Source organism: Blautia sp. HA3515, from assembly GCF_059933065.1.
Window position 1 is genome coordinate 1 of record NZ_JAYFUY010000085.1, and the last position, 12,718, is coordinate 12,718.

The following is a 12,718-nucleotide window of genomic DNA, read 5'->3' on the forward strand; positions in this document are numbered from 1 at the left end:
TTCGTATAAGCAATCCGTCTGCTTCAAGATTTCAATCGTATGTGAATTGTCAAGGTGCATAGGTCTGTTTCCATTATCTGGGATCAGTCCTGCCGGAGAAGACTCCGGTTCTATAGCAATCTGGACTACATCCTGTTTATGGGACGTAAGGTCAAGAGTGCTGGTTTTGGGGGCTGGATCCGGTATCTGACAGGCTTTTTTGCGGAGACGGGTAACTGCATTGTAAAAGCAGCTGGGAGATATCCCATGCTCATTACACCATGCAGCATCTGTCAGGCCGCTTTGTCTGCATTCGGTTACCAGTTCCATCCATTCGTCCAGGGAACGCCCTGGAGCACGTTTATTACTCATAATGAAACCTCCAAATGTAGTAAATTCTATCTCCTATCAAGGCAGATGTGGTTCATGAAAAATCTATTTACTATCATTATGAGTTCAAAAACGTAGACGGTAAAGCTACCCAAGATTTAAGCGCTTACCATTAAAAATTGGGTTGTATGACAGTAGTATGGAAAATGTATTATCAGAGGCTTCAAATACAGAAAACCCATATTTAAAAACAAAAGAGATTTTTTGCCCAGCTGGAGTATACTATGTAAGGGTAGAGAATGTTTCTAAATATTCAGAATTACAATTTGTTGATGATTACTCTTTTAATCTGAATCAGCGTCTATATAAATATGTTACAGCTATTACCTTACCAACAACGAAGACAGTAACAGAAGGGGAATCTTTTGCATTAACCCCAGAGATCACTCCATCTGATGCTGAAGATCCGAGTGTGACATGGAGTAGTAGTAATCCGTATGTAGCTACTGTTGATGAAAAAGGAAATGTAACGGCTAAAGCTGTTGGAACAACTGACATTATGGTTACAGCTGCTGATCGAGGAACGGTATCTGCAACTTGCATATTAACAGTACAGGAACGTGTGATAAAATATGTTACAGAGATAGACATTGCAGGTGAAAAAAGCGTAAAACAAGGGACTGCCTTTTCAGTAGCACCAGTTATTACTCCAGGTGATGCTGAAAATAAAGCTTTGAGATGGCAGAGTAGTAATCCAGCTGTAGTGGAAGTTGATTCTAATGGAAACATGATGGCTAATCGCTGTGGTACGGCAAGAATTACTGTGACAGCTCAAGACAGAGATATGGTCTCAGCGTCCTGCGTAGTGACAGTATATAATACAGTTCGTTATAACTTAAATGGTGGTACAAATAATGGCGGTAATCCAGCTACATTTTATGGAAATACAACTAATCTGTTAAATCCAACCAGAAGGGGGTACACTTTCAGTGGCTGGTATAGTGATAAGGGATTTAAAAAGAAAGTTACTCAGATTACTTCCGGAAATGTAGGAAATACCACTTTCTATGCAAAATGGAAAAAGGTAAGTGTCGGAAAGACAACCATTACTTCCTTTGCAAATAAATCTGGAAAGAAAGCTCTTGTTAAGTATAAAGCAGTAAGCGGAGCTTCTGGATATGAAATTGTTTATTCAACTGATAAAAAAGTGAAGAAGAATCGCACAACCGTTAAAACCAAGGCTAAATCCAGAACGTTAAAAGGATTGAAGAAGGGCAAAACATATTATGTAAAGGTAAGAGCATACCAAACAGATTCTACAGGTCAGGTTGTGTATGGAAAATATTCTGCCATTAAAAAAGTGAAAATCAAAAAATAAAACAAAAACAAGGAGGACTTTAACATGAAGAAAAGTGCAAAAAGAGCTTTAATTATTGTATTGGCTATGATGTGTTGTTTGCTGATAACAGTTCCTGTATCAGCGGCTAAAAGCCTTCAAAGAAAACAGTTGCTAAAGCATATGAAAAATTTTGAAAAAACATATTTGGGATTCCAGACGTTATACAGGTCAGGGAGAAACTATGGATACTTTTGTCGATATCAATAAGGATGGTATCCCAGAACTTGTGGTTCAATATCCTAATGGTACTAAATATGGCGTTCTTGTATATACCTATAAAAAAGGTAAAGTTGTAAGAATGGCGTCTAAAAAAGGCTATATTGGAATATCATCTGTTTCTCAGCAAAAAAATAAGAAATATCTTGTATTACAATGGACACAGGATAGAGAGTCTAGTGGATATGACGTTTACCAAATGAAAGGAACGAAGCTTAAACTTGTCTATAGATATACATATAAGTATGAATCCTTAAGTGAATTTAACCAGGGAGGATATGATTATATTCCTCGTAAGAATGGTAGGTATATTGGATATACTAATTATGACAAATTTGAGAGATCACTAAGAAACTGCAAATACCAGGATTATAAAGATTGGATGTTTTTCTGTTACTAAGGAATAGTGGTGTTACGGGGCATGTCAGCGTGACATGCCCTGTTTGCTTTTTTATTTGAATCATAATTGAGAAGCATTCAGGATATAATTCTCCAAAGCCATTCTGCTAATCTTCCAGGTAGCCCCCATGCGGAATCCTTTAAGGCTGCCGTCATTAAGCAATTCATAAACTCTGTTCTTTCCCACTCCGAGATACTCAGCAACTTCTGAGACACCTAAAACGGTCAAAATAGAATCTTCCTTCCCTGCAGGTACTGGATTAGATGTGGTTGGCATAATTTTTACCTCCTGTCTGATATTTGGTTTTATTTATATGTGAGTAAGGTTAGTTTTGTAAGAAATAAATATAAGCAGAACAGTCCTGTAAAAATGCTATAGATGAATTTCAAATGCCATATAAAGTTTTCTCAAGCTCAAACACTTATATGAACCGTAACTGGAGCTGTTGAGAGCTGATATGAGCAGATTGTAAGAAAATGTGTATTTAATAAAAAAGCTTATAGTGTTTAAATAGAACATTCCTCGTTTGCTTACAAACTGCCATACCATGTCCCCAGAGTGACCAGTTTAGCTTGAATAAAGTATGTGTCAGCATGAAATTTATCGGAAAGGAAGTACAATGTACGTAAATGTAGATTCTAACAAATATAAGGATATGACACTTGCTTCATTACATAAGGGACTGATCGCTGACCGTTTTAAGAAGAGAGAGAGTATTCAAGATTTAACGATAGAAGAAATTATAGAGAGTGTTGGAAATAATGGACAGGCTTTTTGCAGGGCTTTATTAGATGGTGGAACAGATGAGGGAAACTTTGTAGGACAGACGCTTTTAGTATTGGAATTTAATGGTGATCTGAAATATCGTGAGTTTAAAGAAAAGTGCGAAAAATATAGCTTGTCCTATACTTTTACATATAAAACACTTGGAAGCTGTGCAAGCAAAAAGGGATTTGCAGCTGTTTTCCTGATGGATCACGAGATAAAGAATCCTGCATTTGCGAAAGCTGCTAATGTTCTGCTAAAGGCATTTTTTTCAACTGTGGATGCAGACTACCTTAATTTAGGCAAGTATTTTCTCGGAGGAAAAGGGATAATAGAGAAGAATCCGGGCGCGAAAATTAATATTGTTGAGCTTGCACGGAATCTGGAAATTTATTATTGGGAGACAAAGGGGCGTAATAATAGTAAGGAACTAAAAAGACTTGGGAAAAAGAGCGGGATATGTGTTAAGAACGGAGAACTATGTATTTACAATGAGAATGAATTTGATTTAGAAGGAATTGAAGACAAAATTAATGATAACGGTATAATCATGATTCCATATAGCGAAGATAAAGCGTATGCTGGAGATTCTGCGAAAGAGCGGAAAATAAGAAAGGATATTCCAACACTGACCGGATATGACCAGGAATCATTATGTAAACTATGTTCTCTGTTAAAAGACTTTGTTAATGGAAAAGACATACATTATGACCAGGAGTTCCTTCTTGTGACCAGTCTGGTACATATAAAAGGTGGAAAAAAATTATTTTTTGATAATTTGCAGAAACGTACTGGTAAATGGAACCATACTTTAAACCAGAATAGAAAACATAATATATTAAATGGCAGCCCTATGTACTGTGAAAATTCAAAGACAACCTGTCCATATTATAATAACTGTAAAGGTAAATCCCTCTATGACAAAGCAAGTAGGAAAATCAGAAAATTAGAAAATACAGAGGTTTTTTACAAAATTGATAAATGTGTATCTGTGCTAAAAAAAATGCTTGAGGAAGCGGTAGCTGCCAGAAATGCAGATATCCACATTATAAAAGCACAGACGGCTTTAGGAAAAACGGAACAGTACGCTGAGATTGTAAAAAACTGGATAGGTAAGAAATTTATCATAGCAGTACCGACAATCAAGCTGCAGCGCGAGGTGGCTGAAAGAATAGAAGCCAAAGGTGTTGAGTGTGAAATAACAGAAAGTATGTATACCAAGATTGCACAATTAGGTCTTCCGGATTTAGAGGAGAAACTTAACAAGGACTTTTCCAAGGGGTTCACCAAGAGAGGAAAAAAGACCATACTGGAATATAAAAAGGAACATATGGATGAACTATCCCCAAGACAGTTAGAGATATTTAACGAGATACTGAAAAAAAGAAAAATAGGCTACAGCGGAGCGCGGTGTATTGTTACGACACATGCGCTTTTTTTAATGAAAGAATTATACAAAATGCAGGACTATGAAATTATCATTGATGAAGACCTGCTTATGACATTATTTCATTTTACAAGCAGTTTACCGCTGTCAGATATTGAGAAATTATTGGAACTGCCATTTATAGATGCGGATAATAGAGAGCAGCTTGAGAGAATTTTAGAACTGGATAATGAAGAAACCCTTCAGGTCAATTTCACCAGTCTATCAGGATCAGTTTTGGAAAAGCTGTATGAGCAAAGAAATGAGTTTACAGGACCGGTTCCGAAGTTGTTTGATAGTACCCATGTTATCATGTGCAAAAATAAGAAGGAAATTGTGTTTATTAGGAAGTATGATTTCGGAGACTGTAGTAAGATGACTATATTATCAGCAACTGCTGACAGAACTTTATATGAGGATTACTTCTCTGGAAAAACCATTAATTTCAGAGAAGTATACAAGGCTGAATATAAAGGAAAGGTGCTCCAGTACACGGCACATACTCTCAGCAGAGCTTTTTTCAATAAAAATGGAGGGACAGATGTTCTGGAAGAGATAAAGGAAAAGTATATCGGGGATATTCCGATTATCACCTTTAAAATGCTGGCATCAGACTCAGAAATTCATTTTGGTAAGACTGAGGGATTTAATGTATATCGTGGAATGGATATAGCTGTAATAGGTACACCACATAATTCTCCAGTTCTATATGAACTGGTAGGAGCAATGCTTGGGTATGATACAAGCGGCAGTTTACACAGATACCGTGTGGAGAGAAGCGGATATAGTTTTCCTATGATGAGCTATGGTGATGGGAAAATGAGAAATATGCAGCTTTTCTTTATTGAGTCAGAACTGGAACAGGCTGTGGGAAGAGCAAGACTATTAAGAGAGAATTGTACCGTATATGTTTTTTCCAATTACCCCTGCCAGCAGGCTGAAATTATTGAGAATCCATATCTGAAAGTAAAAACAGAAGAGGATACAGAGAAAAACGAAGATGAAATAATCCAGAATGAGACGATGGAATATTAAGAATAAATTCGTCAGAAACATATATATGGCGGACTCTGATCGAACAGGGTTGACAGTCATCCCTTAAAATATTATAGGCAACATACTTAAAATGATAATATGGAGAGGAATATACGAATCGGGCACTGCCAGGATTGATACATCTGCCTGGCAGTTAGCCAGAAATATTATAATTTCTGGCTAGGCGGGAATCAGACACTTCGGTTGGACGGAGACATGTCTGGCAGTATTCTGGACATGTGTGTTTGGGAGAGGGCGTATATTCCGTGAAAGAGATGTTGAGAAGGTCACAAATGTCATTGGCATTTGTGACTATTGATTTGCTAAAAGCAATAATATGTTAATATGCGACATGGGTAGAAATGTTTGAAAATTTCAGTGGGAAGGATTGAGGCAAATGCATAAAGACCGGGCTCGCGCGAAGCGATAGAGCCTGGTCGCCTAGGCATTTGCCTCAAGACTTTACAGTGAAATTTCTCAAAGATTTCTATCCGTGAAACTGATTATATTTAACTTGATAAGAGAAGGCTAATTATAATCTCCCACGAGGTTTTGGCACGATGCGATAGCAGAGTGACAATAACCGAGTCGATAAAACAAGGACACTGATAATTGCATTATTATTAGGCTGTTTTTATAACTAAAGAAATGAAAAAGATTCATCCTCAAATAGTAGTGCGATGGAAGATTATTATATTAGATAAAATAACTCATATATGGTAGAATAAATTTGTTATTATAGTTGGTATCAGTAAAACACGATACATAAGAATCGGAACATATCTTCGCTTTAGTAAATTTTCTTTTTTTGTATAAATACTTTTTAAGACACAACTAAATACTTGCATAATATACCTCTGATAAAATGCTGGGATTGAAGGTAAAATAAAACCAGTAATGATGAACGGAGGTGTATTTACTTGCAGATAGAATGGAAAAGTTAGGTACAATTAGAAGATAGTAAAAGTCGTCTCTTACAAAGCGGTGCTTATATTGCAAGGGCAAAGCAAAAGAGCGGTGAGTGTATCAGATTACAAACATTTGATTTTCTGGGATTCACATTCTATTGTGGGCGTTCACGCAAAGGCATGCCATATATAATGCCAAAGACAAGCTCTAAGAAATTCAGACAGAAAATTCGAGACATCAAGGTATGGTTATATGCGAATAGAGACCAACCGCTGAAGAAACTAATGGGTATGCTAAATCTGAAACTAATAGGTCATTATAGGTACTATGGCATAAGTTTTAATGGCAGAATGATTTCAAACTACAAACAACAAGTGAGAGAACTTCTGTTTAAGGTGCTGAATAGACGAAGTGACAGAAAGAGTTATACAAGAGAAGGATTCATTGAAATGCTGAAATATTATCCATTGGTAATGCCAAAGATTTATGTCAGCTTGTTTTGAAACTGTAAATATTATTATGAAGAGCCGTATGCGGGAAAGCCGCACGTATGGTTCTGTGAGGGGCTTACATTGCGAGGTGTAAGTCTACTCGACTGGAGGAATATATATGGCAAATTCATATAGGATAATGAATGATGCTACATGAGAAAGAGCAATGCACTGCCAGATTTTCAGAGATAGTGTAGAACCAGTCTTTTTCGTAACATTTTAGTCAGATATTACTGAATTTAAAATACACAAAATAAAAATAATAACAATTACTATTATTGACAAAATAGAAAGTATCATGTATAATACAGACATACATAAAAAAGCAACAAAATACTGAAAAATTCAGTAGGAATCTATTAACAAAATGAATCAACATTGAAAAGGAAAAAATAACTATGAAAAAATATGAATGTGAACCATGTGGCTATATTTATGATCCGGCAGTAGGCGATCCAGACGGAGGTATCGCTCCAGGAACTGCATTTGAGGATATTCCAGATGACTGGGTATGCCCGATCTGTGGATTAGGAAAAGATGTTTTTGTTCCTGTAGAAGACTAAGCAGAAAATGCAGGTGTGAAACTGACAGACACAAAAAATCCCAAGAGAACATATAAAAAGAAATGGAGACCAGATTATGACTTACGATTTAAATATTACCTTTGATGACAATTTAGTAACAGGAAATGAAACAATTGATACCCAGCATAAAGAATTGATCGACCGTATCCAGAACTTTGTAACTGCCTGTCAAAATGGCGACAGCAAAGTAAAAGCAATCAAAATGCTGGATTATCTGGATGAATATACTGACTTTCATTTCAAAGAAGAGGAAAAGCTTCAGGAAAAATCCGGTTATCCAGAGCGTGAAAACCATCATGAAAAACATGAAGAGTTTAAAAAGACAATTCAGGAACTGCATGAATACCTTCAGGATTATGAAGGACCAACTGATCGGTTCAGTGAACTTGTACAGAAGAATGTGATTGACTGGCTGTTTGGACACATTAAAACATATGACCGCTCTGTAGCAGAATTTATCTTTATGAGAGAAAATCCATAACGATACTAAAATAAAACAGGGAAGGTGTTCCCTCGGAGAATTCAGACAAAAGGGTGAATATTCCTATGATGGATAACCTTAGAGAATACTGTGTCAATGCTAAGAAGATTACAAATAAACAAGAACCCTATTTCACAGGCCCACTTGGGAATGATATTTTTCAATGTTCCCCTAGCTGCGAATAAAATATGTACATGTTTCTCATACAAATTCAGCTAAAAAATAATACCACACCTTTATTTGACTGGGGAAAGTATTGGGAAAAAGATGTAAGGATAATGGTGCCTATATCTGTACAGACTCATTACTCATTTATTGATGGAATTCATATTGGTGAGTTTGTAGATTCATTAGAAAAATATTTGGCAAGTTTTTAACAATCAAGTTCCAGTTTGTGGAATTGGAGCAGTGTAAAAACAAGTTCAAAATTTCAATTACATATTATAATTATGAAAAAGCAAAGGCTGAAACATTCCTTTGCTTTTTTCATGTCCAAATATATCAGAGAAAGGAGTTATGCCAATGGATTTTTCATGGGAACTGTTATTTGAACTGCTGGGTAAGGTTGCAGATACAATCGGTAATGTTCTCGGCGGCACAAAGAAAGATTGAGAAAAACGAAAACAGGAGGTGATGAAACATGGGAGAGGATGAAATTGTAAGGCTGTTCAATGCCAAGATCAAGCTGGAACGGAAGCAGTATAAGAAGCGAGTATTACAGTTAGCCTCAGAGAGGATTTACCAGAGGGCGTATCAGATCAACTGCCGGGAGAATATTGCAGAGACTTTGCTGGAAAAGAGCGGTGAGATGAAATCAGAGGTCCTGCGCTGTCTCCTGGTTCTGCCAAATGTGATCCAGTTCTTTTATGCCAGGTGGATGGGAAAAGGAGATTCTTTCCAGCTGGAACTGGAAAACAGCATGGATACCGGGATCAAGGAAATTGGGCTGCTCATGGAGCAGGAAGAAACGGAGGCAGCATGAAGAAGAGAGTCATGTGTGTACATACGGAGCTGGTAAGGGAAGGCTCCGTATATACGAGGGGAAAGATGGAAACACAGGTATTACAACAACAGAGGAGGCTGCAGGTTTTGCAGCCTCTTTTTTCGGCAAGCAGGATAAGGAACTGCTCTATGTTTGTGCTGTGAATGGGGAACTGGAGCCTGTATTAATGGAAATGGTTGCTAAAGACAGTAAAAATGTGTGCTATGCAGAACCGGCAGATATATTTAAGTCAGCAATTATGGCGAATGCATACGGAATTTTCTGTTTTCATAACCACCCGGGAGGCAGAGCAAAAGCGAGTAAGGAAGATATAGACCTGACTGCAAGGCTGGAAGCCTGCGGTGTCATGCTGGGGATTCCGTTACTGGATCATATTATTATCAGCAGCCAGGGAGAGGTTTACAGCATAAAAGAACAGGACGAGGAAAAGCTTAATGAAACCATGAGCAGGATGTTTGATAAAAAGAAGCAGTAGAAAGAACGAATAAAAATCAATGGAAAAAAGGAGAATGAAATTATGGCTGCAGATGTTGAAACAATGTTTTATACAAGAGAGAAACCATGGCACGGACTGGGAACACTGGTGGCAGAAGCACCGGAATCAAGGGAAGCACTGCGGATTGCCGGGCTGAACTGGAAAGTCCTCCAGGAACCTGTCTATACGGAGAATGACGAGCTGATCCAGGGCTATAAGGCAAATGTAAGGGATTCTGACAGAAAGATATTAGGCGTGGTCACAGACCGTTACAAGGTCATCCAGAATGAGGAAGCCTTTGCATTTACAGATGCCCTGTTAGGAGAGGGCGTGCGCTACGAAACAGCAGGCTCCCTGCAGGAGGGAAGAAGGGTATGGCTGCTTGCAAGGTTTCCAAGGGAATATATCATTGCCGGCGAGCGTATCAGCCCATACATGGTATTTTCCAATACCCATGACGGTTCCGGTGCGGTGAAGACGGCGCTTACCCCTATCCGTGTAGTATGCAATAATACGCTTAACCTTGCCCTGCGCACGGCAAAGCGGAGCTGGTCTATGATCCACACAGGGGATATCAGCGGAAAGATCGAGGAAGCGAAGAATACCCTGTTCCTGGCAGACGAGTATATGTCTGCTCTTGGAAAAGAGTTTGAAAATCTGAGGGGAATCAGGCTGTCTGAAAAAACAGGTCATGGATTATATCGAGATTCTGCTTCCGGTAGAAGAAAATTTCACCCCACAGCAGAAGCGTAGCATAGAAAGACTGAGAGAAGACATGAGAATGCGCTACTTTGACGCTCCCGATCTGAAAGACGTAGGAAACAATGGCTACCGCTTTATCAATGCAGTATCGGATTTTGCAACCCATTCTACCCCAAGAAGAAAGACTGCAAACTATAAAGAGAATATCTTTGCCAGAACCGCAGACGGAAATCCGCTGATCGACAGGGCTTATCAGATGGTGCTGGCAGCATAAGGGGGAGCAGATGAAAAATTTCGCAGTCTGTCAGGAGGCAAGGATGAAGATTTTTGAGATCATAACAGGTATTTGTATCCTGGTATTTGATGTTTTGGTAGTTGTAAACCAGTTCAGGAAAGTAATAGATATTTTTACAGGGGAGAATGCAGAATGAAGAATATTATGATTCCGACAAAAGATTTAACAAGGGAAGAGTGGCTGGAACTCCGCAGAAATGGTATCGGAGGCTCTGATGCTTCCGTGGTGATGGGGAAGAATCCCTGGCGTTCCATCCAGCAGCTGTGGGAAGACAAGACTGGCAAAACACCGGTGCAGGAGAACTCCAATGAGTATACATACTGGGGCAATGTGATGGAGGGGATTATCCGTAAGGAATTTATGAACCGTACAGGTCTGAAGGTACGGCAGAAACATTTTATGATGTTCCATCCCCGGTTTCCGTTTATGTTCGCGGATGTGGACGGGATTGTTACAGATGAGCGTGGTGAAAAATGTATTTTTGAAGCCAAGACTGTCAGTCAGTACCGTGAGGATGAATGGAAAAATGGAAAGATTCCTACAGAGTACATGATGCAGGTACAGCATTACCTGGCAGTCTGCAATATGCAGAAAGCGTACATTGCGGCTCTGATCGGCGGCAACCATTTTATATATTATACAATCTTGCGTGATGAAGAGATGATTGCTGACCTGGTCTATGCAGAGAAAAAGTTCTGGGAGTATAACGTAAAGTGCGATATCCGCCAGGAGATAGATGATTCTGAGGCAACGAAAGAGTTTCTGGACAGAAAGTATAAGGAATCCGTGAAGGACAGTGTCCCGCTTGACCGTTCCCTGGTGAAAGTCCTGGAGGAATACCAGGATGTAAGTGACCAGCTGAAGGATATGGAGAAGCGGAAAACCGGCCCTTCCAATCAGCTAAAAGCTGCCCTTGGGGAGCATGAAGAGGGAAAATTTGACAATGGGCAGATTGTACGCTGGAAACGGATTGAGAAGAATTTACTGGATTCTAAGAGGCTGAAAGCAGAGAAGCCGGAGATGTATAACCAGTATACCAGTGTAAATGCTTACCGCACCCTGTCTATTGCGTCTTAAAGGGGGCTGGTACTATGGCTGTGGAATCGAAGATGAGAAGACTTACATGCAGATGAAATCGAATGCAGGGTAGGAAGTATCGGTGAAAAAGGAATCTCGCTTCTGTTATATAAGAATGCAAGGGTAGACCAGGCAATCCTGGATGAAGTCTTTGGCATATATGGCTGGCAGAGAAGCCATATGATGATTGGAAATTCCCTGTACTGTACCGTGAGTATCTGGGACCCGGAGAAAAAGACCTGGATTTCCAAGCAGGATGTGGGAACAACAGGGGATTTTGAGAAGGAGAAAAGTGCTGCTTCGGATTCGTTCAAAAGAGCGTGCGTGAATCTGGGGATTGGAAGGGAGCTGTATACGGCTCCCTTCGTTTTTATGCCCGGCCAGCTCAAGTGGTGGTTACAGAGAAAGACCGGAAGAAGGTTGTGAAAGACAGTTTCAGTGTAAGTGCAATCACTATTTTCGGGCGGATAGAGGTCATCACAGGGATTTCGGTTATCAATCAGAGAAAGAAAGCAGAGGTTTTCAGATGGGGAAACTTAAACGCTGCAGAGAAGAACAATGGAGATGCAAACGAGGAATGAGCAGGAACTGTCCAGGGAGCTGGAAAGGACGAAAGTGCCAGAGGAACAGATTCTAAAGCGGTATGGTGTTAAGTCTCTTTGCGAACTGGATGAGGTATCAAGGAAAAGAGCACTGAATGGACTGAAACGAACAAAATCAGCCGCCTGATTATGGACGGCTAATCGAGAAGCTGGAAATTGTAGATATGGGATGACGCAGCATTTAGTTATGTCAGACCCAAGAAAAGAGAGTGCACGGCAGTCAGAAGTACCGCTGCGGAGCTACAAAGAGTAAAAATAACGGAGGAATTGCAGATGGATTACATGGAATTTAAAAATCAGATGTTAGCAGAGATAGAGGAACGCCTTACTGAAAAAGAATATGCCTGTTATGAACCGGCAGATGGCAATATGCTGGAAGAAGAGTCTGGTGATTCAGGAAGGAAACGAGCCGATAAGATTTGGTGCGACTACGACAAGTATGTACCGGGCTTATAAGATCCGGGTACAGTATAAGGCAGATTGCAGAAGAAATCATAAGGGAAATAGAGGCACATAAGGAAATCAGGGGGCTGGAAAAGATCAGAATGC

At 39.3% G+C, this 12,718-nt stretch carries 19 protein-coding genes; 17 read left to right on the forward strand and 2 right to left on the reverse strand.

Going from position 1 to position 12,718, the window contains the following annotated elements; all coding sequences use genetic code 11:
• Positions 1-351 (reverse strand): IS66 family insertion sequence element accessory protein TnpA (gene tnpA / locus R1Y93_RS07600; protein ID WP_500822321.1); only part of this gene is annotated, 351 nt, incomplete at its 3' end.
• Positions 352-508: 157 nt separating this feature from the next.
• On the opposite strand from tnpA, the gene R1Y93_RS07605 reads away from it, so the two are divergent.
• Both R1Y93_RS07605 and R1Y93_RS07610 read left to right on the forward strand, forming a co-directional pair.
• Positions 509-1,687: an Ig-like domain-containing protein gene (locus tag R1Y93_RS07605; protein ID WP_500822323.1), complete on the forward strand. Its 1,179-nt coding sequence runs from the start codon at positions 509-511 to the stop codon at positions 1,685-1,687.
• Between the two features lie 151 nt (positions 1,688-1,838).
• Positions 1,839-2,324: a hypothetical protein gene (locus R1Y93_RS07610; RefSeq protein ID WP_500822324.1), complete on the forward strand. Its 486-nt coding sequence runs from the start codon at positions 1,839-1,841 to the stop codon at positions 2,322-2,324.
• Positions 2,325-2,384: 60 nt separating this feature from the next.
• On the opposite strand, the gene R1Y93_RS07615 is transcribed toward R1Y93_RS07610, so the two are convergent.
• A complete protein-coding gene (locus R1Y93_RS07615; RefSeq protein ID WP_173729268.1) occupies positions 2,385-2,600 on the reverse strand; it encodes a helix-turn-helix domain-containing protein in 216 nt (71 codons plus the stop codon).
• Positions 2,601-2,943: 343 nt separating this feature from the next.
• Here R1Y93_RS07615 and R1Y93_RS07620 point away from each other — a divergent pair, with 343 nt between their 5' ends.
• The 15 genes from R1Y93_RS07620 (at position 2,944) to R1Y93_RS07690 (ending at position 12,625) form a co-directional block, all read left to right on the forward strand.
• A complete protein-coding gene (locus tag R1Y93_RS07620) occupies positions 2,944-5,550 on the forward strand; it encodes a hypothetical protein (protein ID WP_500822325.1) in 2,607 nt (868 codons plus the stop codon).
• 1,100 nt (positions 5,551-6,650) lie between these two features.
• The gene (locus tag R1Y93_RS07625; RefSeq protein ID WP_500822327.1) at positions 6,651-6,962 is read left to right on the forward strand and encodes a group II intron maturase-specific domain-containing protein; all 312 of its coding nucleotides are present in this window, start codon (positions 6,651-6,653) and stop codon (positions 6,960-6,962) included.
• Between the two features lie 386 nt (positions 6,963-7,348).
• Positions 7,349-7,513 (forward strand): rubredoxin, encoded by a 165-nt coding sequence (rd, locus tag R1Y93_RS07630; protein ID WP_005608410.1) that lies wholly within the window; start codon positions 7,349-7,351, stop codon positions 7,511-7,513.
• Between the two features lie 76 nt (positions 7,514-7,589).
• The gene (locus R1Y93_RS07635; protein ID WP_500822328.1) at positions 7,590-8,015 is read left to right on the forward strand and encodes a bacteriohemerythrin; all 426 of its coding nucleotides are present in this window, start codon (positions 7,590-7,592) and stop codon (positions 8,013-8,015) included.
• A gap of 194 nt (positions 8,016-8,209) precedes the next feature.
• Positions 8,210-8,392, forward strand: coding sequence for a CatA-like O-acetyltransferase (locus R1Y93_RS07640; protein ID WP_500822343.1), 183 nt, complete (start codon positions 8,210-8,212; stop codon positions 8,390-8,392).
• Positions 8,393-8,655: 263 nt separating this feature from the next.
• On the forward strand, positions 8,656-8,997 hold the full coding sequence (locus R1Y93_RS07645) for a hypothetical protein (RefSeq protein WP_500822330.1): 342 nt from the start codon (positions 8,656-8,658) through the stop codon (positions 8,995-8,997).
• Positions 8,998-9,010: 13 nt separating this feature from the next.
• Complete coding sequence (locus R1Y93_RS07650) at positions 9,011-9,493, forward strand: JAB domain-containing protein (protein ID WP_500822331.1); 483 nt, start codon at positions 9,011-9,013, stop codon at positions 9,491-9,493.
• A 42-nt stretch (positions 9,494-9,535) separates the two neighbouring features.
• The gene (locus R1Y93_RS07655; protein ID WP_500822332.1) at positions 9,536-10,246 is read left to right on the forward strand and encodes a DUF932 domain-containing protein; all 711 of its coding nucleotides are present in this window, start codon (positions 9,536-9,538) and stop codon (positions 10,244-10,246) included.
• Between the two features lie 28 nt (positions 10,247-10,274).
• Positions 10,275-10,469 (forward strand): hypothetical protein, encoded by a 195-nt coding sequence (locus R1Y93_RS07660; RefSeq protein WP_500822333.1) that lies wholly within the window; start codon positions 10,275-10,277, stop codon positions 10,467-10,469.
• A 10-nt stretch (positions 10,470-10,479) separates the two neighbouring features.
• A complete protein-coding gene (locus R1Y93_RS07665; protein WP_500822335.1) occupies positions 10,480-10,626 on the forward strand; it encodes a hypothetical protein in 147 nt (48 codons plus the stop codon).
• Entirely contained in the window at positions 10,623-11,567 is a 945-nt protein-coding gene (locus R1Y93_RS07670; RefSeq protein WP_500822336.1) for a YqaJ viral recombinase family nuclease, read from the forward strand. The genes R1Y93_RS07665 and R1Y93_RS07670 overlap by 4 nt, the downstream gene beginning before the upstream one ends.
• 180 nt (positions 11,568-11,747) lie before the next feature.
• The gene (locus R1Y93_RS07675; protein WP_500822338.1) at positions 11,748-11,993 is read left to right on the forward strand and encodes a hypothetical protein; all 246 of its coding nucleotides are present in this window, start codon (positions 11,748-11,750) and stop codon (positions 11,991-11,993) included.
• Positions 11,990-12,148, forward strand: a complete 159-nt coding sequence (locus R1Y93_RS07680; RefSeq protein ID WP_500822339.1) for a hypothetical protein — start codon at positions 11,990-11,992, stop codon at positions 12,146-12,148. The genes R1Y93_RS07675 and R1Y93_RS07680 overlap by 4 nt, the downstream gene beginning before the upstream one ends.
• Complete coding sequence (locus tag R1Y93_RS07685) at positions 12,126-12,296, forward strand: hypothetical protein (protein ID WP_500822341.1); 171 nt, start codon at positions 12,126-12,128, stop codon at positions 12,294-12,296. The genes R1Y93_RS07680 and R1Y93_RS07685 overlap by 23 nt, the downstream gene beginning before the upstream one ends.
• Positions 12,297-12,442: 146 nt before the next feature.
• On the forward strand, positions 12,443-12,625 hold the full coding sequence (locus R1Y93_RS07690; protein WP_500822342.1) for a hypothetical protein: 183 nt from the start codon (positions 12,443-12,445) through the stop codon (positions 12,623-12,625).
• Positions 12,626-12,718: the final 93 nt, after the last annotated feature.